18 protein-coding genes and 1 pseudogene are annotated in these 22,924 nt (G+C 53.5%); 9 read left to right on the forward strand and 10 right to left on the reverse strand.

Features of this window, described 5'->3' with window-relative positions:
• The first annotated feature begins 69 nt into the window (after positions 1-69).
• Together panD and kdsA are read left to right on the forward strand one after the other, a co-directional pair.
• Complete coding sequence (panD, locus tag HMPREF2954_RS08630) at positions 70-453, forward strand: aspartate 1-decarboxylase (protein WP_003767516.1); 384 nt, start codon at positions 70-72, stop codon at positions 451-453.
• 87 nt (positions 454-540) lie between these two features.
• Positions 541-1,383 carry a 3-deoxy-8-phosphooctulonate synthase gene (gene kdsA, locus HMPREF2954_RS08635; protein ID WP_045072368.1) on the forward strand — a complete coding sequence of 281 codons (843 nt, stop codon included), beginning with the start codon at positions 541-543 and terminating at the stop codon, positions 1,381-1,383.
• A 133-nt stretch (positions 1,384-1,516) separates the two neighbouring features.
• Here the strand turns inward: kdsA and HMPREF2954_RS08640 are convergent.
• The 5 genes and pseudogenes from HMPREF2954_RS08640 to HMPREF2954_RS08660 form a co-directional block, all read right to left on the reverse strand.
• Positions 1,517-1,768: pseudogene (locus HMPREF2954_RS08640) on the reverse strand (helix-turn-helix domain-containing protein); the annotation flags it as partial.
• A gap of 113 nt (positions 1,769-1,881) precedes the next feature.
• Entirely contained in the window at positions 1,882-2,085 is a 204-nt protein-coding gene (locus HMPREF2954_RS08645) for a DUF2788 domain-containing protein (RefSeq protein ID WP_003768561.1), read from the reverse strand.
• 117 nt (positions 2,086-2,202) lie between these two features.
• On the reverse strand, positions 2,203-3,372 hold the full coding sequence (gene metZ, locus HMPREF2954_RS08650; protein ID WP_045072366.1) for an O-succinylhomoserine sulfhydrylase: 1,170 nt from the start codon (positions 3,370-3,372) through the stop codon (positions 2,203-2,205).
• A gap of 236 nt (positions 3,373-3,608) precedes the next feature.
• Positions 3,609-4,547: a hydroxymethylbilane synthase gene (gene hemC / locus HMPREF2954_RS08655; protein WP_045072365.1), complete on the reverse strand. Its 939-nt coding sequence runs from the start codon at positions 4,545-4,547 to the stop codon at positions 3,609-3,611.
• A 46-nt stretch (positions 4,548-4,593) separates the two neighbouring features.
• Complete coding sequence (locus HMPREF2954_RS08660) at positions 4,594-4,971, reverse strand: hypothetical protein (protein WP_045072364.1); 378 nt, start codon at positions 4,969-4,971, stop codon at positions 4,594-4,596.
• Between the two features lie 228 nt (positions 4,972-5,199).
• On the opposite strand from HMPREF2954_RS08660, the gene ybeY reads away from it, so the two are divergent.
• Together ybeY and HMPREF2954_RS08670 are read left to right on the forward strand one after the other, a co-directional pair.
• Complete coding sequence (ybeY, locus tag HMPREF2954_RS08665) at positions 5,200-5,715, forward strand: rRNA maturation RNase YbeY (RefSeq protein ID WP_070689091.1); 516 nt, start codon at positions 5,200-5,202, stop codon at positions 5,713-5,715.
• 1 nt (position 5,716) lies between these two features.
• Complete coding sequence (locus tag HMPREF2954_RS08670; protein WP_003757575.1) at positions 5,717-6,541, forward strand: HlyC/CorC family transporter; 825 nt, start codon at positions 5,717-5,719, stop codon at positions 6,539-6,541.
• A gap of 196 nt (positions 6,542-6,737) precedes the next feature.
• On the opposite strand, the gene HMPREF2954_RS08675 is transcribed toward HMPREF2954_RS08670, so the two are convergent.
• Positions 6,738-7,535 (reverse strand): DsbC family protein, encoded by a 798-nt coding sequence (locus tag HMPREF2954_RS08675; protein WP_045072361.1) that lies wholly within the window; start codon positions 7,533-7,535, stop codon positions 6,738-6,740.
• Between the two features lie 138 nt (positions 7,536-7,673).
• Here HMPREF2954_RS08675 and HMPREF2954_RS08680 point away from each other — a divergent pair, with 138 nt between their 5' ends.
• Positions 7,674-9,842: a primosomal protein N' gene (locus HMPREF2954_RS08680; protein WP_045072360.1), complete on the forward strand. Its 2,169-nt coding sequence runs from the start codon at positions 7,674-7,676 to the stop codon at positions 9,840-9,842.
• A gap of 72 nt (positions 9,843-9,914) precedes the next feature.
• Here the strand turns inward: HMPREF2954_RS08680 and HMPREF2954_RS08685 are convergent, their stop codons facing one another.
• Entirely contained in the window at positions 9,915-10,760 is an 846-nt protein-coding gene (locus tag HMPREF2954_RS08685) for a DUF817 domain-containing protein (protein WP_045072359.1), read from the reverse strand.
• 165 nt (positions 10,761-10,925) lie between these two features.
• Between HMPREF2954_RS08685 and nth the strand changes: the two genes are divergently transcribed.
• From nth to nagZ, 4 genes are all read left to right on the forward strand, one after another.
• Entirely contained in the window at positions 10,926-11,558 is a 633-nt protein-coding gene (nth, locus tag HMPREF2954_RS08690) for an endonuclease III (protein ID WP_045072358.1), read from the forward strand.
• A 223-nt stretch (positions 11,559-11,781) separates the two neighbouring features.
• A complete protein-coding gene (locus HMPREF2954_RS08695; protein WP_168165602.1) occupies positions 11,782-13,284 on the forward strand; it encodes a DegQ family serine endoprotease in 1,503 nt (500 codons plus the stop codon).
• Positions 13,285-13,473: 189 nt separating this feature from the next.
• Positions 13,474-14,994 carry a Na+/H+ antiporter NhaC family protein gene (locus tag HMPREF2954_RS08700; RefSeq protein ID WP_003765874.1) on the forward strand — a complete coding sequence of 507 codons (1,521 nt, stop codon included), beginning with the start codon at positions 13,474-13,476 and terminating at the stop codon, positions 14,992-14,994.
• Between the two features lie 69 nt (positions 14,995-15,063).
• Positions 15,064-16,152 (forward strand): beta-N-acetylhexosaminidase, encoded by a 1,089-nt coding sequence (gene nagZ, locus HMPREF2954_RS08705; protein ID WP_036492159.1) that lies wholly within the window; start codon positions 15,064-15,066, stop codon positions 16,150-16,152.
• A gap of 93 nt (positions 16,153-16,245) precedes the next feature.
• Here the strand turns inward: nagZ and HMPREF2954_RS08710 are convergent, their stop codons facing one another.
• The 3 genes from HMPREF2954_RS08710 to HMPREF2954_RS08720 form a co-directional block, all read right to left on the reverse strand.
• Entirely contained in the window at positions 16,246-17,805 is a 1,560-nt protein-coding gene (locus HMPREF2954_RS08710; RefSeq protein WP_070689092.1) for a TerC family protein, read from the reverse strand.
• Between the two features lie 252 nt (positions 17,806-18,057).
• Positions 18,058-21,273, reverse strand: a complete 3,216-nt coding sequence (gene carB, locus HMPREF2954_RS08715) for a carbamoyl-phosphate synthase large subunit (protein ID WP_070689093.1) — start codon at positions 21,271-21,273, stop codon at positions 18,058-18,060.
• Between the two features lie 6 nt (positions 21,274-21,279).
• Positions 21,280-22,281 (reverse strand): hypothetical protein, encoded by a 1,002-nt coding sequence (locus HMPREF2954_RS08720; protein ID WP_045072355.1) that lies wholly within the window; start codon positions 22,279-22,281, stop codon positions 21,280-21,282.
• Positions 22,282-22,924: the final 643 nt, after the last annotated feature.

A 22,924-nucleotide genomic window follows, 5' to 3' on the forward strand; every position in this document is an offset into this window, starting at 1 on the left:
CGCCTTGTCCTGATTTAAATTTAATCCACTATACGTCTGCACCCGCAATCCTAAACCAAAAGGAAACCCATGTTCCGCACCATGCTCGGCGGCAAGATACACCGCGCCACCGTTACCGAAGCCGACCTCAACTACGTCGGCAGCATCACCATAGACCAAGACCTGCTCGACGCCGCAGGCATCCTCGTTAACGAAAAAGTCGCCATCGTCAACAACAACAACGGCGAACGCTTCGAAACCTACACCATCCCCGGCGAACGCGGCAGCGGCGTCGTCTGCCTCAACGGTGCCGCCGCACGGCTCGTCCAAAAAGGCGACATCGTCATCATCATGTCCTACGTCATGCTGTCCGAACCCGAAATTGCCGCGCACGAACCCAAAGTCGTCCTCGTGGACGAACACAACAAAATCCGCGACATCCTCTCCTACGAGCCGCCGCACACCGTCCTATAAAACACAAAGGTCGTCTGAAACCGCAAAATCCGCTTTCAGACGACCTTTCAGCCATTTTCAGACGACCTTCGAGAAAGCCCCATCATCATGAACATCCGCATCAACAACCTCACCGTCAGCAACGACCTCCCCTTTACCCTGTTCGGCGGCATCAACGTTTTAGAAGACCTCGACTCCACCCTCAAAGCCTGCGAACAATACGTCAAAGTGACCGACAAACTCGGCATCCCCTATGTTTTTAAAGCCTCCTTCGACAAAGCCAACCGCTCCTCCATCCACTCCTTCCGCGGCGTCGGCTTGGACGAAGGCATGAAAATCTTCCAAACTGTCAAACGCGAGTTTGACGTACCCGTCATCACCGACGTCCACGAACCCTACCAATGCGCCCCCGTCGCCGAAGTCTGCGACGTCATCCAACTGCCCGCCTTCCTCGCCCGCCAAACCGACCTCGTCGTCGCCATGGCAAAAACCGGCAACGTCATCAACATCAAAAAACCCCAGTTCCTCAGCCCCTCGCAGATGAAAAACATCGTCGAAAAATTCCAAGAAGCGGGCAACGATCAAATCATCCTCTGCGAACGCGGCGCCAACTTCGGCTACGACAACCTCGTCGTCGATATGCTCGGCTTCGGCGTCATGAAGCAAACCTGCGGCGGCCTGCCCGTCATCTTCGACGTTACCCACTCCCTGCAAACCCGCGAATCCGGTGCGGCCGCATCCGGCGGACGGCGCGCGCAAGTGCTGGACTTGGCGCTCGCAGGCATGGCAACCCGCCTCGCAGGCCTCTTCCTCGAATCACACCCCAACCCCGACCAAGCCAAATGCGACGGCCCCAGCGCCCTGCCGCTCGCCCAACTGGAAGACTTCCTGACCCGCGTCAAAGCCGTGGACGAAACCGTCAAATCCTTCGCGCCTATGGACATCCGTTAACACAGTATGGCAAACGAAAGGTCGTCTGAAAACCCAGATTTAAGTTTTTCAGACGACCTTGGATTCGGATTTCAAGTGCAACACCAGGGTACCGGTGGTTGGAACAGATTCAAGAATAAAACACTTGGCGTTTCGTAGCCAAGTGTTTTTCAATCAGCTGCGAATCGGGCTTATAGGGTTTTCGCTGGCACTGTTTGGTCAGCCGGTTTTGCCTTTGGACTTTTTCGGCGCTGTATTGCTGCCCTTGGTTGCAGTGCCGCTTGATTTCGCGGCTGATGGTGCTTTTGTGGCGGTTGAGCTGTTTGGCGATTTCGGCGATGGTGCAGTAGCGGGACAGGTATTGGATATGGTATCGTTCGTCTCGGATCAGTTGTGTGTAGCCCATGGCAATCTTTATTGCAGGAAAGTTGTATTCAAATGCGAATCCGCCGTCGTCTGAAAAAGCCCGTATTCGGGGTTTTCAGACGACCTTTCCCTTATTCTTCTTAGTTTGCCGCCTCAAGGCAGGGCGATGAATTTAATCAGCACTTCTTTGAAAATAAAGCCGAACACGCCCAAGCCCAATACCAGGAACAAAATCGCGATGCCGAATTTGCCCGCCTTGGATTCCTTGCCCAAGTTCCAGACGATAAAGCCCAAGAAAATAACCAGTCCGGTCAGGCAGATTTTCATTGCCCAGTCAGAAAATTCTGCTTCACTCATAATCGATTTCCTTATTTGATGTTGTGTGTATTTTAATGTTTTCAGACGACCTTTGAAACGCCAAAAGGTCGTCTGAAATGTAATGGTTCAGCAAATGCCGTCTGTCGGGCGTTTGGCTTAACGCGCCAACGCCTGTTTCAAATCGTCAATCAAATCATCGACATATTCCAAACCGACGGACAGGCGAACCAGTCCGGGGCGGATATTGGCGGCGAGTTTTTCTTCGGGCTGCATCCTGCCGTGTGTGGTTGTCCACGGGTGGGTAATGGTCGAGCGCACGTCGCCGAGGTTGGCGGTACGGGAGAAGAGTTCAACGCTGTCGACGATTTTCCACGCGGCGTCAGTGTCGGCGACTTCAAAGCCGATGACGATGCCGCCGCCGTTTTGCTGCTTGCGGATAAGCTCCGCCTGCGGATGATCGGGCAATCCGGTGTAGTACACGGCTTGAACCTGCGGCTGCGCTTGCAGCCATTGGGCGATTTTCAGGGCGTTGTCGAACTGTTTTTCCATACGCAGCGACAGGGTTTCCACGCCGCTCAACAACTGCCATGCGTTAAACGGCGACATCGCCAGCCCGCAAGAGTTGCAGTAAACGGCGACCTGCGTCATCAATTCTTCCGAACCCGCCAACACGCCGCCCATCACGCGCCCGTGTCCGTCGATGGCTTTGGTTGCGGAGGAAACGGAAATATCCGCGCCGTGTTTCAAAGGCTGCGAGCCGACGGGCGACAGCAGGCTGTTGTCCACCACCAAAAGCGCGCCGATGCTGTGCGCCAATTCTGCCAAGGCTTCCAAGTCGGCCACTTCGCCCAAGGGGTTGGAAGGCGTTTCCAAAAACAGCAGTTTGGTGTTGGCTTTGACGGCGGCTTTCCATTCGTCCACATCGGTCGGCGACACATGGCTCACTTCGATGCCGAATTTGGTGACGATGTTATTGATAAAGCCGACGGTCGTGCCGAACAGGCTGCGGCTGGAAATCACATGGTCGCCCGCCTGCAGGAAGGTGAAAAACGCCGCCTGAATCGCGGACATACCCGTCGAAGTGGCGACCGCGCGTTCTGCGCCTTCCAAAGCGGCGATGCGCTTTTCAAAAGCGGCGATGGTCGGGTTGGCGGTACGGGTATAAGTGAACCCTTTGATTTTTTTAGAAAACAAATCGGCAGCGTGTTGGGCGTTGTCCCACATGAAGCTGCTGGTGAGGAACAATGCCTGATTGTGTTCGCGGTATTCGGTTTGCTCTTTGCCGCCGCGTATGGCGAGCGTCTGCGGGTGGAGTTTTTTACTCATTTGTTTTCCAATCTTGTTCAGCAGGTTTGTTTGATGTCTTATAGTGGATTAACTTTAAACCAGTACGGCGTTGCCTCGCCTTGTCCTGATTTAAAGTTAATCCACTATAAATAAGAGAAGCCATAGGTTAACTTGTTAACATTTTGCGCTTATTTGTGCCGTCTTTCAAGTTTGGCGGCGAATGGCAAAAGGTCGTCTGAAAACGTTTTTCAGACGACCTTTTCTTGCCAACCGATTTATTCGGCTTGTTCTTTCAACACGGCTTCAATCAATTCCTGCGCGCCGTCGTCCGCCAGCTTTTTGGCGACCGCGCGTCCGAGCGCATCGGCGTAGGCGGAGGGGGCTTGTGCGTCTGCCTGCAAGATTACCGAGCCGTCGGGATGTCCGACCAGTCCGCGCAGGGTGAGCAGGCCGTTTTCTTCGGTGCAATACGCGGCAAGCGGGACTTGGCAGCTTCCGCCCAAAGCGCGGGCGAGGGCGCGTTCGGCAGTCACGCAGGCGTGTGTTATATCGTGGTTTAAGGGTTTCAAGACGTCGAGAAGGTCGGTGCGGTGTGCGGCGATTTCGATGCCCAACGCGCCTTGTCCGGCAGCGGGCAGGCTGTCGGCTTCGGAGAGAATCAGGCGGATGCGTTCGTCCAGTTCCAAACGCTGCAATCCGGCGGCGGCGAGGATGATGGCATCGTATTCGCCGTTGTCGAGTTTGGACAGGCGGGTTTGCACGTTGCCGCGCAGGGGTTTAATCACTAAGTGCGGGTAGCGGGCGCGCAACTGGGCTTCGCGTCGCAGGCTGGATGTGCCGACGACGGCGCCTTTGGGCATTTCTTCCAAACGCGCGTATTGGTTGGATACGAACGCATCAAACGGATTGGCGCGCTCGCCGATGGCGGCAAGGGCGAAGCCTTCGGGCAAATCCATCGGCACGTCTTTAATCGAATGCACCGCCAAATCGGCGCGTCCGTCTTGCAAGGCTTGTTCCAACTCTTTGATAAACAGGCCTTTGCCGCCGATTTTCGACAGGGTTTTGTCCAAAATCTGGTCGCCGCGTGTGGTCATGCCCAAGATTTCGACTTCGCAGTCGGGATACAGGGTTTTCAGACGACCTTGGATATGTTTTGCCTGCCACATGGCAAGCAGGCTTTCGCGGCTGGCGATAACGAGTTTTTTCGGGTTCATTTGCAGTTTCTGATTTTCTAATTCATGAGGCGGGAAGTTCGACAGTCTAACACAAACTTTCTACGCTAACCGCCTGACTGTACTTGCTCAAAGGACCGAATCCGTTGCCTTGGTTTTGTTCTTTGGTCAGCACTTTTCCCTGAATGCAGACATTGTTCAGGGTAACGTTATATGAGCCGGAACTCAGGCGGTTCTTTTCTACTTGATCCATCAGGCTGTCGCCGCCGTTGATGAAATAGGTTTTCCCGTCGGCGGTAAATTCAGCCTGTTCGAGCGAATAATGGACTGTCCCTGTCATTTTGACCGTATCGCCGCCGCTTTTCTCGACCAGAGTTTCCGTCGGTTTGGCAGCCGACGTTTCGATTTTGTTTTGCGGGGAGCAGGCTGTCAGGGCAATCAGTATGGGGAAAAGAAATTTGTTCATTTGCAATTACCGTGGTTGATAAAGGTATTCCGCTGCGAAGCTGTCGGAGAAGCCGTTGCACTATATCTGTTGCAACGAAATAAACTATAATGTGTACCGGCATTGAAATGCCGATTTCGACAGACCGCAAGAAACGGAATACAGGGTCTGTCGGCATGATGTTAGTTCATACTGCCGTAAAATAAAACTTATTCTCTAAAAACATTTTAAACCCAACAGCCTTACAGCATGAAACGCGCCAAAAAATATCCCTTCTTATCGTTGCAGCGGCAACGTTTCTGCCTGAATTTTGAAAACGCCTCAACCGTCGCCAATCTTCCGAGCGAACGCGATTTCTACCGCTGGGCATGGGCGGCGTTGAAAAATGAATACCGCCGCGCCGACATCAGCCTGATTCTGCTGGACGAAGAAGAAGCCCGCGCCTACAACCGCGATTACCGCAGCAAAGACTACGCCACCAATGTGTTGAGTTTTGCCTTGAACGAAGGCGAAATCCTGCCCGATCAGTTTTCAGACGAGCTTTGCGGCGATTTGATCATCTGCCCGCAAGTCGTATTGAAAGAAGCTGCCGAGCAGGGCAAAACCGCCGAGCAGCACTTTGCCCACCTGACCATGCACGGCACATTGCACCTGATGGGCTACGACCACATCGAAGAGACCGAGGCCGAAGAAATGGAGGCGCTCGAAATCCGCCTGATGCAGGCGGCAGGTTATCCCAACCCCTACCAAGAGGACGAATACTGAAATGGACGACACCCGGTCGAAACCGACATTTTTCGAACGTTTGATTTCCCGACTTGCCGGCGAACCCGATTCCGCCGAAGACGTACTCAGCCTGCTGCGGCAGGCGCACGAGCAGGAAGTGTTTGACGCGGATACACTTTTGCGGCTGGAAAAAGTCCTCGACTTTGCCGACTTGGAAGTGCGCGATGCCATGATTACCCGCAGCCACATGAACGTTTTGAAAGAAAACGACAGCATCGAGCGCATCACTGCCTACGTCATCGAAACCGCCCATTCCCGTTTCCCCGTCATCGGCGAAGACAAAGACGAAGTCCTCGGCATCCTGCACGCCAAAGACCTGCTCAAATACATGTTCAATCCCGAGCAGTTCAACCTCAAATCCATCCTTCGTCCTGCCGTTTTCGTACCCGAAGGCAAATCGCTGAACGCGCTTTTGAAAGAATTCCGCGAGCAGCGCAACCACATGGCAATCGTCATCGACGAATACGGCGGCACGTCGGGTTTGGTAACTTTTGAAGACATTATCGAACAAATCGTCGGCGACATCGAAGACGAGTTTGACGAAGACGAAAGCGCGGACAATATCCACGCCGTTTCTACCGAACGCTGGCGTATCAACGCCGTAACCGAAATCGAAGACATCAACGCCTTTTTCGGTACGGATTACAGCAGCGAAGAAGCCGACAGCATCGGCGGGCTGGTCATTCAGGAATTGGGACACCTGCCCGTGCGCGGCGAAAAAGTCGTGATCGGCGGTTTGCAGTTCACTGTCGCCCGCGCCGATAACCGCCGGTTGCATACGTTGATGGCGACTAAGGTGAAATAAACGGGATTTGTCTGATATAGTGGATTAAAATTGCAATGATACGGCGTTGCCAACGCCCTTATGTACTACCCGTACACGGCGGACGTTGCCGCCTTGTCTCATTTTTATTTTAATCCACTATAATTAAAGAAAAAGGTCGTCTGAAAACCGATATACAAGGTTTTCAGACGACCTTTGCCGTATCTTGAAGCCAATCTTATTTCTGATTGTCTTCGATGATTTTTTTGAGGTGCGGCATGGGGCTGTATCCGCTTTGGCTGTGGCCGTTCGGGAAGACGAGGGTAGGTGTGCCGTTGAAGCCGAATTGTTCGCCCAAAGAAGTGGTTTCGGCAACGGGATTGTCGCAATTGGCTTTGCCGCTCGGGAATTGGCCTTTGCGCATCCAGTCGGTCCAGGCTTGGGTCGGGTTGGGCTGGCACCACAAAATTTCGGCTTTACGCGCGGCATCGGGGTGCAGGCTCGGAATCGGCATCATGAAGTTGTAGATCGTGATGTCGGTCATTTTTTCAAACTCGTGTTCCAAGCGTTTGCAGTATGGGCAGTCGGGGTCGGAGAAGACGGCGACTTTCAGCTTGCCGTTGCCGCGTACTTCTTTAATCGCTTTGTCCAAAGGCAGGGAGGCGAAGTCGATTTTGTTCAAATCGGCGGCGCGTTCGTCGGTCAGGCTTTTGCGCGTGTTGACGTCGATGAGGTCGCCGACGAACATATAGTCGCCTTTGGCATCGGTGTAAATGATTTGTTTGCCGCTGACGACGACTTCATAAATGCCTTGAATAGGGGTTTCGCTGACGCTGATGACTTTCAGGCCTTGGGATTCGTAAATTTTTTCGAGGCGGGCTTTCAAGGCTTCGCCGACTTTGCCTTGTACGGGGGCGGCGGGCTTGGCGGCAGCTGAAGAGGGCGCTGCATTTGCCTGTGAAACGGGCGTTTGCCCGCACGCGGTCAGTGAGATCAGAGCGATGGGGGCTAAGATTTTGATTAATTTGGTTTTCATTTTTAAGTATAGGCGTGTGTCAAGAAAACCGCATTGTATCAAACCTCTGTCATGCCTGCATTGTATTGAGGCTCAATTTATCGTCTGAAAATAGCTTTCGGCTGTTAAAATACGCAAAAAAATGATTTGCCTGCCTGTATGATCTACCACCGCATCGCCGTAAACGTGCCGCTTTCAAACGGCCTTTTGACTTATTCCCATTCCGAGCCGCTGCCGCTGGGCGCGCGGGTGCTTGTGCCTTTCCGCAACAAAACCGTGGTCGGGATTGTGTGGGAAACGGATATTGCGCCGGATATGGATGCGGCGCGGATTTTGAGTATTCAGACGACCTTTTCGGACGAGCCGCCGCTGCCCGAAAGCTGGCGTGATTTGCTCTCGTTTACGTCGCGTTATTACCACTATCCGACGGGGCAGGCGGTGTTTGCCGCGCTGCCTCAGGGTTTGAAAGAAACGCGCGCGGTGGAAATGCCGCAGCCGCCGTTGTTTTACGCGCTGAACGAAGCGGGCAGGGTGCAAACGCCGCCGCCGGCACGGTTCAACAAAAAAGCGGCTTTGTGGGACGCGCTGCTGTCGGGCGGAATGACGATGGCGGCGCTGAAGCAGGTAAACGCGCAGGCGGCGAAATTAATCGAAGATTGGGCGGAGCAGGGCTGGATTGAAACGACGGAAGCGGCAAAGCCTGTATTGAGGTCGTCTGAATTTCAGCTCAACGCCAACCAGCAACAGGCTTCCGATGAAATTCAGACAACCTTCGGCAGTTTTCAACCGTTTCTGCTGTACGGCATCACCGGCAGCGGCAAGACAGAGGTGTATTTCGATGCGATGGCGAAAGTGTTGGCGCAGGGGCGGCAGGTGTTGTTTCTGTTGCCCGAAATCAACCTCACGCCGCAGCTTTTGAAGCGGGTGGAAGACCGTTTTGCCGACGTGCCGACCGCCGTGTTGCACAGCCAGATGGCGGCAGGCAGGCGCACGCAGGATTATTTGCGCGCGATGTTGGGGCAGGCGAAATTGGTCATCGGCACGCGGCTGGCGGTGTTCACGCCTTTGCCTGATGTCGGACTGATTGTGGTCGATGAGGAACACGACGGCTCGTTCAAGCAGGACAACGAATTGCGCTACCACGCCCGCGATTTGGCGGTGTGGCGGGCGAAGCAGAGCGGCTGCCCCGTCGTATTGGGCAGCGCCACGCCCAGCTTGGAGAGCTGGCACAAAGCGCAAAGCGGCGCGTACCGCCTGTTGCAACTGACCGAGCGCGCTCACACCGCCGCACAACTGCCGCAAGTGGAAATACTCAACGTAGGTCGTCTGAAACTCGACAACGGTTTCTCACCGCAAGCCTTGCAGCTTTTGAAACAGAATTTTGAAGCGGGCGGCATGTCGCTGGTGTACCTCAACCGTCGCGGTTTCGCGCCCGCGCTGTTTTGCGGCGACTGCGGCCATACCTTCGGCTGCCCGAACTGCTCCGCCAAAATGGTGCTGCACCAACGCGCCCGCCAACTGCGCTGCCACCACTGCGACCACCGCGAACCCATCCCGTTCAAATGCCCCGACTGCGGCAACCAAGACCTGACCGCCGTCGGGCACGGCACGCAGCGCGTCGAAGAAACCCTGCGCGCCTTCCTGCCCAAGGCCGCCGTCGTCCGCGTCGATAGGGACAGCACCGCGCACAAAAACGACTGGGCAGATTTGTACCGCCGCATCGCCGACAACGAAATTGACATTTTGGTCGGCACGCAGATGCTCGCCAAAGGCCATGATTTCGCGCGGCTCAACCTTGTTATCGTGTTGAACGCCGACGGCAGCCTGTACAGCGCGGATTTCCGCGCGCCGGAAAGGCTGTTCGCCGAGCTGATGCAAGTGTCCGGCAGGGCGGGGCGCGCCGACAAACCCGGCAAGGTGCTGATACAGACCCAACTGCCCGAACATCCCGTCTTCGCCGCCGTCAAAGCGCAGGACTACGCCGTGTTTGCCGAAAACGAATTGAACGAGCGGCAAATGTTCGCCATGCCGCCCTTCGGTTTTCAGACCGCCGTCCGCGCCGACGCGCCGCGCGTTGCCGATGCGATGGAGTTTCTCAACGCCGCCAAAGAAACCCTCGCCCCGCTTTTGCCCGCAAGCGTCTCCCAGTTCGGCGCCGCCCCCATGCTGATGGTGCGCCTCGCCGAACGCGAACGCGCGCAAATCTTCCTTGAATCGACATCCCGACAGGATTTGCACCGCGCCGTGAGTTTGTGGGTGCAGGTGTTGCAGCAAAACCGCGACGGCAAAATCAGATGGTCGGTGGATGTGGATGTGCAGGAGGCGTAAGCGGGATAGGGAAGGGGTCGTCTGAAAAAGCGGAAGAGGCATTTTCAGACGACCTTTTCGCAGTATCGAACATTAATCTTTAGAAACGCTGATGGTGTGTTTGACGTGTTTTAAATTCGCCACGATGGTAAACGTTATCATCACCAGCAAAGCCCACGAACTCCATTTGCTGATGTGTACCGATGCCCATGCGCCGATTTGGTTGGGATAACGCCAAACGCCGAACAAAGTCCCTAAATTTTCCGCCAGCCAAATGAAAAAACCGATCAGGACGAAAGACAGCAGCAGCGGCATTTTTCGGGTGGTGTCATAGGGCGTGTATAAAACAGTTGTCCGCGCATACAGCCCGAGTGCGAATACGGCGAGATACCAGCGGTAGTCGCCGAGATAGTGATGGGTGAAAAAATTGACGTAAATTGCCAGCGCGCACAATGTGCTCAACCAATACGGCGGATGGCTTTTTATTTTGATATTAAAGAGCCGCCAAGCCTGAATGATGTAGCTGCCGACCGCCGCATACATAAAGCCCGCAAACAGCGGCACGCCGCCGATTTTGGTATATGCCTCGTCCGGATAGCTCCAAGACTGGATGTCGCCCGATGTTTTGAACCACTCCAAAGCAAAGCCCACCAAGTGAAAAAGCGTAATCGATTTCACTTCGTCCCACGTTTCCAGCTTGAAATACAGCATCGCAGCCTGCACGGAGACTGCAAAAATCAGCAGTAGGTCATAGCGTGAAATCCCCAGCCAGCCTGTTTTCGGAATCAGGAACATGGCGATGAAAAACAAACCTGCAAACAAACAGGCGCGCGCTTCTTTCAGTCCGAAAAACCAAAATTCGACCGCAAAACGCCGCCAGCCGTGCAAATCATCCCGTTTCGGGTGTTCCATCAGCCAAGTATCCAGTTTGCCCAACATATTTTCAGACGACCTTCATTTTTAAAAGGGATGGAATATAACGTAAGAATAGGGATCCGGGAATATTAAGTGGCCGTCTGAAAAAGCGGTTGGCGTTTTCAGACGACCTTTTGCGTTATAATCGGGCAAACGATAAAGACATACACCAATCCTACCCGTACCCCCATGAACAGACAGATCCGCCAAGAAATTTTCGAGCGTTTCCGCGCTGCCAATCCCCATCCGACCACCGAGCTTCATTTCAATTCACCCTTCGAGCTTTTGATTGCCGTTTTGCTGTCGGCGCAGGCGACCGACGTGGGCGTGAATAAGGCGACGGCAAAGCTGTTTCCGGTTGCCAATACGCCGCAGGCGATGTTGGATTTGGGTTTGGACGGCGTAATGGAATACACGAAAACCATCGGGCTTTATAAAACCAAGTCCAAACACATCATGCAGACTTGCCACATCCTGCTGGAAAAATACAACGGCGAAGTGCCGGAAGACCGCGAGGCTTTGGAATCGTTGCCGGGCGTGGGTCGCAAGACGGCAAACGTGGTGTTGAACACGGCGTTCGGCCATCCCGTCATGGCGGTCGATACGCACATCTTCAGGGTGTCCAACCGCACCAAAATCGCGCCGGGCAAGGATGTGCGCGAGGTGGAAGACAAGCTGATGCGCTTTGTGCCGAAAGAGTTTTTGATGGATGCGCACCATTGGCTGATTTTGCACGGGCGCTACACCTGCAAGGCGCAGAAGCCGCAATGCGGGAAATGCATCATTAATGATTTGTGCGAGTATGGTGCGAAGTTGATGTAAACATTGATAAATTGTAAACAATCAACAAAACAACCTTTCTATCAGGTTAAAATTTCTGACGGCATTTTTTTATTTAAAATGAAATGCTTGAAAAAATATGGGCAAAAGGTAAAATTCGACCTTATCGGGTTGGAAAACGATAAAAGTTTCAGACGACCCCCCTGTTTTTAAGATGCAAGAACACAATCCGTTATTCGGAAAAGGAAACGCGGTGCGCGAAAAAATGAACAAATACAGATACTTTGCTTTGGTAACGGCTTCTGCGCTGGCCTTGGGCGGCTGTGACAAAATCAGCAGCTTCTTCGGCGGCGACAGTAAAAGCGAAGAATTCGTACAAAGAATCGAACCTTCCAAAGATGACGGCAGCGTCGGTATGCTGCTGCCCGATTTCGCACAATTGGTGCAAAACGAAGGTCAGGCGGTGGTCAATATCCAAGCTTCCCCTGCAGGGCGTGCCGCAGGCAGCGGGCAGTCTGAAGAGCAGGGCATGGATTTGAGCCAGTTCCCTGACAACGACCCGTTTTACGAGTTTTTCAAACGCCTTGTCCCGAATATGCCCGATATGCCGGAAGACCAGTCTGCCGACGAGGATTTGAACTTCGGCTCCGGCTTCATCATCAGTAAAGACGGCTATATCCTGACCAATACCCACGTCGTTGCCGGCATGGGCAATATCAAAGTCCTGCTCAACGACAAACGCGAATACACCGCCAAGCTGATCGGTTCGGATACGCAATCCGATGTCGCGCTGCTGAAGATTGACGCTTCGGAAGAATTGCCTGTCGTCAAAATCGGCAATCCGAAAGATTTGAAACCGGGCGAGTGGGTTGCCGCCATCGGTGCGCCGTTCGGCTTTGACAACAGCGTTACTTCGGGCATCGTGTCCGCCAAAGGACGTAGCCTGCCGAACGAAAGCTACACGCCTTTCATCCAAACCGACGTTGCCATCAATCCGGGTAACTCCGGCGGTCCGCTGTTTAACCTGAAAGGTCAGGTAGTCGGCATCAACTCTCAAATTTACAGCCGCAGCGGCGGATTTATGGGCATTTCCTTCGCGATTCCGATTGATGTGGCGATGAATGTTGCCGAGCAGTTGAAAACCAGCGGTAAGGTTCAGCGCGGTCAGTTGGGCGTGATTATTCAGGAAGTGTCTTACGATCTGGCGAAATCGTTCGGTTTGGACAAAGCCAGCGGCGCGTTGATTGCCAAAGTGATGCCGAACAGCCCTGCCATGCAGGCAGGATTGCAAGTGGGCGACATCGTCCGCAGCGTCAACGGCGAAGAAGTGCGCGTGTCCAGCGATTTGCCGGTCATGGTCGGCTCAATGCTGCCGGGTAAGGAAGTTTCGCTGGAAGTATGGCGCAAAGGCGAGAAAATCAATGTGAAAGTCAAACTCGGCAGCATGGCGGAGCAGAACGAAACGTCTTCTCGCGCTACCGAGCAGCCGCAGCAGGCAAATCCGGCGGACGGCTTTACCGTCGATAATACGGGACTGACCCTGCGCGTCGATGAAGGTGCAGGCAAAAGCCGTCTGATTGTTTCCCGCGTCAGCGGCGCGGCGGAACGTGCCGGACTCAAACGCGGCGACGAAATCCTCGCCGTCAGTCAAATCAGCGTCAACGACGAATCGAGCTTCCGCAGCGCGTTGGCAGGCGCGGGCAAAAATGTGCCGCTGCTGGTTCAGCGCGACGGCAATACGCTTTTCCTTGCCCTGACTCTGCAATAAGGTGCAACGCAAGCGCCATTCAATGATAGAATACCCGCCATCCTAAGGTGGCGGGTATTTTGTAATTTTAGCAACTGATTGATTTGTTTGTTTTTTGATGGTTTTGCTCTTTTGGCTTTGTCAACAATCGCATTCAAAGGTCGTCTGAAAACGTTCCGCTCCGATTGACTTCCTATTAATAAAAATATTATGCACCTGATTGATTATTCACATTCGTTTTTATCCGTCGTGCCGCCGTTTTTGGCATTGGCGCTTGCCGTCATCACCCGCCGCGTGCTGCTGTCTTTGGGCATCGGTATCTTGGTCGGCGTTGCCTTTTTGGTCGGCGGCAGCCCGATTGACGGACTGACACACCTGAAAGACATGGTGGTCGGACTGGCTTGGGCAGACGGCGATTGGTCGCTGGGAAAACCTAAAATCCTGATTTTCTTGTTGTTGCTCGGTATTTTCACTTCTCTTTTAACCTTTTCGGGCAGCAATCAGGCGTTTGCCGATTGGGCGAAGCAACACATCAAAGGGCGGCGCGGCGCAAAAATGCTGACAGCCTGCCTCGTATTCGTTACCTTTATTGACGACTATTTCCACAGTCTCGCCGTCGGTGCGATTGCCCGCCCCGTTACCGACAAATTCAAAGTTTCCCGCGCCAAACTGGCGTATATCCTTGACTCTACCGCTGCGCCGATGTGCGTACTGATGCCGGTTTCAAGCTGGGGCGCATCGATTATCGCCACGCTGGCAGGTCTGCTCGTTACCTACCACATCACCGGATACACGCCGATGGGTGTGTTTGTTGCCATGAGCCTGATGAATTATTACGCCCTGTTCGCCCTGATCATGGTGTTTGTCGTCGCTTGGTTTTCTTTCGACATCGGCTCGATGGCGCGCCTTGAAAAAGCGGCATTGCAGGAAACCCATGACGAATCCGCCGGCTCTGACGGCCCTAAAGGCAGGGTTTACGCGCTGATTATCCCTGTTTTGGTGTTGATCGCATCCACCGTTTCCGCCATGATTTACACAGGCGCGCAGGCAAGCGAAACCTTCAGCATTTTGGGCGCGTTTGAAAATACCGATGTAAACACTTCGCTGGTGTTCGGCGGTACTTGCGGCGTACTCGCCGTTGTCCTCTGCACGCTCGGCACCATCAAGGCCGCCGACTATCCCAAAGCCGTCCGTCAGGGCATATCTTCGATGTTCGGCGCGATTACCATCCTGATTCTTGCCTGGCTCATCAGCACCGTCGTCAGCGAAATGCACACCGGCGACTACCTCTCCACGCTGGTTGCAGACAATATCCATCCCGGCTTCCTGCCCGTCATCCTCTTCCTACTTGCCAGCGTGATGGCGTTCGCCACAGGCACAAGCTGGGGCACGTTCGGCATTATGCTGCCGATTGCCGCCGCGATGGCGGTTAAAGTCGATGCATCGTTGGTTATCCCGTGTATGTCCGCCGTGATGGCAGGCGCGGTGTGCGGCGACCACTGTTCGCCCATTTCCGACACCACCATCCTGTCTTCCACCGGCGCGCATTGCAACCACATCGACCACGTTACATCGCAACTGCCTTACGCCCTGACCGTCGCAGGCGCGGCAGCGGCAGGCTACCTCGTGTTGGGCATGACGCAATCGGCTTGGCTGGGCTTTTTCGCCACCGGCGTCGTCATGACCGCCCTCATCTTCATACTGAAAGACAAAAAAGGCAAAGCTGCCTGACGTGTTTTCCCGTTTTCAGACGACCTTTGGTACTTTAAGGTCGTCTGAAACATTTTAAGGAATCCAAAAATGAACGCTCCCCATTCCATCCCGCGTGGCCCCGTTATGGCAGACGTCGCCGCCTACTGTCTCTCCGAAGAAGAAAAACAACGCCTGCTCGACCCGTCTATCGGCGGCGTCATCCTGTTCCGCCGCAACTTCGAAAACGTCGGGCAGCTCAAAGCCCTAGTTCAAGAAATCAAAGCACTGCGCACGCCCGAACTCATCATCGCCGTCGATCACGAAGGCGGCAGGGTACAACGCTTCATCGAAGGCTTCACCCGACTGCCCGCCATGAACACCTTAGGGCAGATTTGGGATACCGAAGGCGAAGCCGCCGCCAAAGAAAAAGCCGAGCAGGTCGGCTGGGTATTGGCGACGGAGCTGACCGCCTGCGGCATAGACCTCTCCTTCACACCCGTCCTCGACCTTGATTGGGGAACATGCCCCGTCATCGGCAACCGCAGCTTCCACCGAAATGCCGACACCGTGACCCAACTTGCCCTTGCCCTGCAAAAAGGTCTGAACCGAGGCGGCATGAAATCCTGCGGCAAACATTTCCCCGGACACGGATTTGTCGAAGGCGACAGCCATTTGGTGCAACCCGAAGACACGCGCAGCCTTGCCGAACTCGAAGCCGCCGACATGATTCCGTTCCGTGCCTTAAGCGGCGCAGGTATGGCGGCGGTCATGCCCGCCCACGTCGTTTATCCGCAAATTGACGGCAAGCCCGCCGGTTTCTCCGAAAAATGGCTCAAACAAATCCTGCGTCAAGACATCGGATTTAAAGGCGTTATCTTTTCAGACGACCTCACGATGGAAGGCGCAGGCGCAGCGGGCGGCATCAAAGAACGTGCAAACGCTTCCTTTACAGCAGGCTGCGACATCGTCCTCGTCTGCAACCGTCCTGACCTCGTGGACGAACTGCGCGACGGCTTCCAAATACCCGCCAATCCCGATTTGGCAAACCGCTGGCAATACATGGCGAACACACTGGGCAAAGAAGCCGCCCAAGCCGTGATGCAAACGCCTGATTTCCAAGCCGCCCAAGCCATGACCGCGCAACTTGCCACGCCTAAAGACACCGCCGGCGGCGTGAAAGTCGGCGAAGCGTTTTAAAAGCGTTTGATTTAGAAAACATGAAAGAAGGTCGTCTGAAAACCTTGAATTAAGGTTTTCAGACGACCTTTTTATTTCACAATGATAATTTGATTATCCTTCGTCAGGCAGCTTGGTGATCTGTACCCGCTCGATGCGTTGACCGTCTTTTTCAACGACTTGGAAACGCCAGCCGTGGAAGTCGGCAAAGTCGCCGACATCGGGAATGCTTTGCAGCTCTTCCATAATCAGTCCGGCGACAGTGTGGAAGTCGGCATCTTCTTCTTGCGGCGGGAGGTTGAGTTGCGGCGCGAGTTCGACGTATTCGAGCGAACCGTCCACGGTCAAGCTTTCATCGGCATTTTCTTGAACGGCGGGTTCTTCTTGGCGTTCAAACTCTTCGGGGAATTCGCCGGCAATGGTTTCCAGCAGGTCTTTCATGGTAACCATGCCCAAAACCGCGCCGAATTCATCGACCACCAAAGCATAATCCGCGCTGCTTTGGCGGAACAGTTCAATCGCCCCCAATGCAGTCGTACTGTCCGGCAGGACAAGCGGCTGGCGCAGGACGGCTTGGATATTGAGTTCGCCGGTTTCGAGCAGTTGGGCGAGCAGGTCTTTTTTGTTGATGTAGCCCAACGGTTCGTCCACGCCGGCTTTACCGACGACGAGCAGGCGGCTGTACGGGGTATTTTGCAGTTGGGCGTGTTGCTCTTCGCGGCTTTGAGAGATGTCCAAACGCTCAATGTCGCGACGTGGAATCATCACGCCGAGGATGGGACGTTCGGCAAGCGTAAGGACGCTGCGTATCATGGATTTTTCGTTTTCTTCAAAATGCCCGTCGTCCTCCGCTTCATCGCCCGCTTTGGCAAGCACGCTTTCGCGTATGCCCATCATGCCCAAGACGTTTTCAGCAGTACGTTTGCGCCACGAGCTGCTGATGTAGTCGTTTTTGCGACTGTTGCGCTGCGAAATTTGGTTGAACGCTTCAATCAGGATGGAGAAGCCGATAGCGGCGTAGAGGTAGCCTTTGGGGATATGGAAATGGAAGGCTTCGGCAATAAGGCTGAAACCGATCATCAACAGGAAACCCAAACAGAGCATGACGACGGTAGGATGCCTGTCCACAAATTCGGTCAGCGGTTTGCTGGCGGAAATCATGACGGTCATGGCAACGGCAACGGCGCCCATGGCGACGACGATGTGATCGACCATCGCAACGGCAGTGATGACGGAATCGATGGAAAATACCGCGTCAAGAATCAGGATTTGGGCAACCACACTCCAAAATCGCGCGTGTTTCTTCTGACTGTCGGCAACGGCAAACTGGTTATGCCCTTCGAGGCGTTCGTGCAGTTCGGTGGTGGCTTTGTAGAGCAGGAAGATGCCACCCGCGAGCATAATCATGTCTTTTCCGGAAACGTCCAACCCACCAATGTGGAACAGCGGGCGCGTCAGGGTCATGATGTGCGCCATGAAGCCGAGCATGATGATGCGGATAACGACCGCAAGCCCTAAACCGGTAATACGCGCGCGGTCGCGTTGGGCGGGTTTGACTTTGTTCGCCAAAATGGCGACGAAAACAAGGTTGTCTATCCCCAAGACGACTTCGAGTACCAGAAGCGTGGCAAAGCCTATCCAAGTATGCGGCTCTGCCAACCAACTGAAATCCATGATTTTTGTATTCCTTTGTGTTCAAACGCGAAAAGGCAGCCTGAAACGCTCAAGCTGCCTGATTCATATCGATACGCACGAAAAACGGCGGGCGGTCATGCTGCTCTGCTCTGGGCCTTTCATGTGTGCGTATGTCTCAAGTAAAAATAATGTAAATAGTTTAGCAGTTTGGGAGGCGGATGGCAAAAGGTCGTCTGAAAGATAAGCCTTATTTTCAGACGACCTTTTGTTCAAGCTAAACCCGATTCAGATTCAGCCTCTGTTTTTCAACCGTCCATGCAACTCTTGCACGCTGTACACGCCCAGGTGGTCGCGGCTTTTTGCGCCTTCGCTCATGGCTTCGCCGCCGGCGATGGTGGTGTATTGCGGCACGCGTTGGGTGAGGGAGGTGCGGCGGATGCTGTGGCTGTCGGCGATGGACTGCGCCGAGCTGCTGACGGTGTTCACCACCAGCGCGATTTCGCCGTTTTTAATCGCGTCCACGATGTGCGGGCGGCCTTCCTGCACTTTGTTTACCGCTTGCACGATGATGCCGTGCTCTTTCAGGTATTCGGCGGTACCGCGTGTGGCGCAGACGCCGTAGCCGAGGGCTTGGAAGTTTTGCGCGGTTTTGACGATGAGCGGCTTGTCTTCGTCGCGCACGGCGAGGAAGATTTTGCCGGTCGGGTTCAGGCGTTCGCCTGCGCCGAGTTGGGCTTTGTAGTAGGCTTCGCCGAAGCTTGCGCCCACGCCCATCACTTCACCGGTGGAGCGCATTTCGGGGCCGAGAATGGTGTCCACGCCGGGGAATTTGATGAAGGGGAACACGGCTTCTTTAACGGCATAGAAATCGGGGACGACTTCTTTTTCCACGCCTTGCTCTTGCAGGGAAATGCCTGCCATGCAGCGCGCGCCGACTTTGGCGAGCGGCACGCCGGTGGCTTTGGAGACGAAAGGCACGGTGCGGCTGGCGCGCGGGTTCACTTCCAACACGAACACCACGCCGTCCTGCACGGCAAACTGTACGTTCATCAGGCCGACCACGCCCAGCGCGTAGGCCATGGCTTTGGTTTGGCGGCGGATTTCGTCTTGGATTTCTTCGCTGAGCGAGTAGGGCGGCAGCGAGCAGCCGGAGTCGCCGGAGTGGATGCCTGCTTGTTCGACGTGCTGCATGATGCCGCCGATAACGACGTCTTTGCCGTCTGAAACGCAGTCCACATCGACTTCAATCGCGTTGTTCAGGAAGAAGTCGAGCAACACGGGGCTGTCTTCGGATACCTGCACGGCTTCGCGCATGTATTTTTGCAGCTCTTCGGCGGAGTGGACGACCTGCATGGCGCGGCCGCCGAGGACGTAAGACGGGCGCACGACCAGCGGATAGCCGATTTCTTCGGCTTTGACGAGCGCTTCTTCTTCGTTGTGGGCGATGCGGTTGGGCGGCTGGCGCAAGCCTAAGTCGTTCAACACTTTTTGGAAGCGTTCGCGGTCTTCGGCGGCGTCGATGCTGTCGGCGGACGTGCCGATGATGTTCACGCCGTTTTCAACCAATGCGTTGGCGAGTTTGAGCGGGGTTTGACCGCCGTAATGCACAATCACGCCCCACGGGTTTTCGGTACGGACGATTTCCAACACGTCTTCCAGCGTCAGCGGCTCGAAATAGAGGCGGTCGCTGGTGTCGAAGTCGGTGGACACGGTTTCGGGGTTGCAGTTCACCATAATCGTTTCAAAGCCCGATTCGCGCAGGGCGAGCGCGGCGTGGACGCAGCAGTAGTCAAACTCGATGCCTTGACCGATGCGGTTTGGGCCGCCGCCGAGAATCATCACTTTTTTACGGTCGGAAGGACGCGCTTCGCATTCTTCTTCGTAAGTGGAATAGAGGTAGGCGGTTTCGGTGGCGAACTCGGCGGCACAGGTGTCGACGCGTTTATAGACGGGATGCAGCTTCAGCGCGTAGCGGTGTTCGCGCACTTCTTTTTCTTTTACGCCCAAAAGCTGCGCGATGCGTTTGTCGGAGAAGCCTTTGCGTTTCAGACGACGTAAGGCGGCAAAATCCAAATCTTGCAGGCAGCCTGCACTTACCTGCTGCTCTTCTTTCACCAAGTCTTCGATTTGCGCCAAGAACCAAGGGTCGATGGCACAGATTTCATGGATTTCGTCCAGCGTGAAGCCCGCGCGGAACGCATCTGCCACAAACAGCATACGCTCAGGGCCGGGGTTGGCCAGTTCGCGGCGGATTTCCGCTTTGTCTTCGCTGCGCGGATTGAAGCCGCACAAGCCTGTTTCCAAGCCGCGCAGGGCTTTTTGGAAGCTTTCCTGAATGGTGCGGCCCATCGCCATCACTTCGCCCACCGATTTCATCTGCGTGGTCAGACGGTCGTCTGCGGCGGGGAATTTTTCAAACGCAAAACGCGGGATTTTGGTTACCACATAGTCGATGGAAGGCTCAAACGACGCGGGCGTGCGGCCGCCGGTGATGTCGTTGCGCAACTCGTCCAGCGTAAAGCCGACCGCCAGCTTTGCCGCCACTTTCGCAATCGGGAAGCCCGTCGCTTTGGAAGCCAACGCGGACGAACGGCTCACGCGCGGGTTCATCTCAATCACAATCATCTCGCCGTTTTCAGGGTTCACCGCAAACTGCACGTTCGAGCCGCCCGTGTCCACGCCGATTTCGCGCAATACCGCTAAGCTTGCGTTGCGCATGATTTGGTATTCTTTGTCCGTCAGCGTCTGCGCCGGCGCAACCGTAATCGAGTCGCCCGTATGCACGCCCATCGGGTCGAAGTTTTCAATCGAACAAATGATGATGCAGTTGTCGTTCTTATCGCGCACCACCTCCATCTCGTACTCTTTCCAGCCGAGGACGGACTGTTCAATCAGCAGCTCATGCGTGGGCGACGCATCGAAACCGCGTTCGCAAATCGCCAAAAACTCGTCTTTATTGTAGGCAATGCCGCCGCCCGAACCGCCCATGGTGAAAGACGGGCGAATCAGCGTCGGAAAGCCGACCTGTTCCTGCGCCGCCAAGGCTTCGTTCATCGTGTGGCAGACAAAAGATTTCGGGCAGGAGAGGCCGATTTTCTCCATCGCCTCCTTAAAACGGCCGCGGTCTTCCGCCTTGTCGATCGCGTCTTCCGTCGCGCCAATCAGCTCGACATTGTATTTCGCCAACACGCCGTTGCGCGCCAAATCCAGCGCACAGTTCAGCGCGGTCTGGCCGCCCATCGTGGGCAGAATCGCATCAGGCCGCTCCTTGGCGATAATCTTCTCCACCGTCTGCCACATAATCGGCTCGATGTAGGTAACATCCGCCATTTCAGGGTCGGTCATAATCGTGGCGGGGTTGGAATTCACCAGAATGACTTTGTAGCCTTCTTCACGCAAAGCCTTACAGGCCTGTGCGCCCGAATAGTCAAATTCGCAAGCCTGACCGATAACGATAGGGCCGGCGCCGATGATAAGGATGGATTTTAGGTCGGTACGTTTGGGCATGGTGGGTTATCTCTTAAGAAAGGTTGTGATGTCATCAAAGACATCTGTTAAGTTTCCAAAAATAAATTTGCTAACATTTATCTCTTGTATCTCTTGAATATTTAACTTCCTAACCCCTTCTTCATTTTTAATAAAGGGAAAAAAATTAAGCTGATCTAAATTTTTAATAGGTATTTTATTCTGTCTATTTAGGCTAAATAAATATACAAATTTGTAATATTCAAATAAATTTTTATCACTCGTAACGATCATGATATTTTCAAACGGATCTATATTTGGATTATCTTTAAATAAGTCATTAATATCATAAGCAAAATTAAATATGTCAAATATAGATAAATCTGAATATGCATTCCAAGGAGAATTATTTTTATGGTAAATAATCCCTTGTGCTATTTGATTTCCGCATATTGCTAGTATTAATGTAAAAAGATAAATATTATTCCCAATATCATTATCTATAGCATAATCAAATAAGGCATATAAATATTTTTTTCTTTCCTCTTTGTTTTTGGGAGAATAATTATTGTAAAAGTTCTGAATTAAATTATAATTTTTCATGTCATCATCAATAGATGAAATCATTGTATTTTTTAATTTTTCTCCATCTCCATTAAAAAGAATTTCTACTCCTATTAACCCATAAGGATTGTTACCAGTAGAGCCGAATAATTCTAAATACCTATCTAAATCTTGTATTTCTTTTCTATAACAGGCGGTTTTGGCGGTTAATTTTGCTTTTTTAGGATCCACATACCAATCAGATATAAAGCTAAATATTTCTGAGTAATATTGAATAAGGTCGTCTCTATTTGTACATGCTCCCAAACATCCTTCTCGCAATATTGGTAAAATTGATAATGCAGAATAAGTAGTGTTGTCAAATGCTTGTATATTATTTGTTTGATTTCGTATAGTATCCCTAAATGTATCTAATTTGCCCGTTAAAAATTGATTCAAAATATTTCTATCAAGAAAATATAAGTCTCTTTCTGTTTTTTGTACCATTTTGTATCCTTTATTTAAAATGATCTACCTAAAGCAAGCCGTAGCCCGCATGTAGGGTGTGTGCGGTACGCACGCGTTCTCCATTTTCCCTGTAACCTCAACCCACCGCGTGCGTGCCTTGCGGCACACACCCTGCCGATGGGTTGTTCAAAGGTCGTCTGAAAAAAACGATTGCGGCGTTTGTTCCATCTGCCTTGTGATAAAGGCTACCTAAAAAATTCCTGCTGTTGATACTTCGGGCATTCTTTTTCAGACGACCTGCAACGTCTGAATCTGCTGCAACCTTCCCCCTCCCCCCGTGGGGGAGGGCTGGGGAGAGGGCACGCCCCGAATTTCGGCAACCTTCCCTAACACCCTAACCGACCAAATACAAGCCTTGTGGCTTGTTGCCCTCTCTCTAACTCTCTCCCACGGGGAGAGAGGATGGGGTGGCTGTTGGGGGTTAAGGGTTCTGCAAGGAAAACAGGTTGTGTAGCAGCCTGCATGTAGTGTGTGTGTGCAGTACGCACGCACGCGTTCTCCATTTTCCCTGCAACCCCAACCCACCGCGTGCGTGCCTTGCGGCACACATCCTACCGATGGGTTCAAAGGTCGTCTGAAAAAACGCTTGCGGCGTTTGTTCCATCTGCCTTGCGATAAAGGC

Source organism: Neisseria sp. HMSC067H09, from assembly GCF_001814135.1.
Classification (GTDB): domain Bacteria; phylum Pseudomonadota; class Gammaproteobacteria; order Burkholderiales; family Neisseriaceae; genus Neisseria.

What these genes read in the sequence shown, in the direction of transcription:
- HMPREF2954_RS08675 (WP_045072361.1), bottom strand. Translation starts at nt 7,535, where the DNA reads ATGAAAACCAAATTAATCAAAATCTTAGCCCCCATCGCTCTGATCTCA.
- panD (WP_003767516.1), top strand. Translation starts at nt 70, where the DNA reads ATGTTCCGCACCATGCTCGGCGGCAAGATACACCGCGCCACCGTTACC.
- ybeY (WP_070689091.1), top strand. Translation starts at nt 5,200, where the DNA reads ATGAAACGCGCCAAAAAATATCCCTTCTTATCGTTGCAGCGGCAACGT.
- HMPREF2954_RS08660 (WP_045072364.1), bottom strand. Translation starts at nt 4,971, where the DNA reads ATGAACAAATTTCTTTTCCCCATACTGATTGCCCTGACAGCCTGCTCC.
- HMPREF2954_RS08695 (WP_168165602.1), top strand. Translation starts at nt 11,782, where the DNA reads ATGAACAAATACAGATACTTTGCTTTGGTAACGGCTTCTGCGCTGGCC.
- HMPREF2954_RS08645 (WP_003768561.1), bottom strand. Translation starts at nt 2,085, where the DNA reads ATGAGTGAAGCAGAATTTTCTGACTGGGCAATGAAAATCTGCCTGACC.
- hemC (WP_045072365.1), bottom strand. Translation starts at nt 4,547, where the DNA reads ATGAACCCGAAAAAACTCGTTATCGCCAGCCGCGAAAGCCTGCTTGCC.
- HMPREF2954_RS08670 (WP_003757575.1), top strand. Translation starts at nt 5,717, where the DNA reads ATGGACGACACCCGGTCGAAACCGACATTTTTCGAACGTTTGATTTCC.
- nagZ (WP_036492159.1), top strand. Translation starts at nt 15,064, where the DNA reads ATGAACGCTCCCCATTCCATCCCGCGTGGCCCCGTTATGGCAGACGTC.
- kdsA (WP_045072368.1), top strand. Translation starts at nt 541, where the DNA reads ATGAACATCCGCATCAACAACCTCACCGTCAGCAACGACCTCCCCTTT.
- HMPREF2954_RS08680 (WP_045072360.1), top strand. Translation starts at nt 7,674, where the DNA reads ATGATCTACCACCGCATCGCCGTAAACGTGCCGCTTTCAAACGGCCTT.
- HMPREF2954_RS08700 (WP_003765874.1), top strand. Translation starts at nt 13,474, where the DNA reads ATGCACCTGATTGATTATTCACATTCGTTTTTATCCGTCGTGCCGCCG.
- nth (WP_045072358.1), top strand. Translation starts at nt 10,926, where the DNA reads ATGAACAGACAGATCCGCCAAGAAATTTTCGAGCGTTTCCGCGCTGCC.
- HMPREF2954_RS08720 (WP_045072355.1), bottom strand. Translation starts at nt 22,281, where the DNA reads ATGGTACAAAAAACAGAAAGAGACTTATATTTTCTTGATAGAAATATT.
- HMPREF2954_RS08685 (WP_045072359.1), bottom strand. Translation starts at nt 10,760, where the DNA reads ATGTTGGGCAAACTGGATACTTGGCTGATGGAACACCCGAAACGGGAT.
- metZ (WP_045072366.1), bottom strand. Translation starts at nt 3,372, where the DNA reads ATGAGTAAAAAACTCCACCCGCAGACGCTCGCCATACGCGGCGGCAAA.
- HMPREF2954_RS08710 (WP_070689092.1), bottom strand. Translation starts at nt 17,805, where the DNA reads ATGGATTTCAGTTGGTTGGCAGAGCCGCATACTTGGATAGGCTTTGCC.
- carB (WP_070689093.1), bottom strand. Translation starts at nt 21,273, where the DNA reads ATGCCCAAACGTACCGACCTAAAATCCATCCTTATCATCGGCGCCGGC.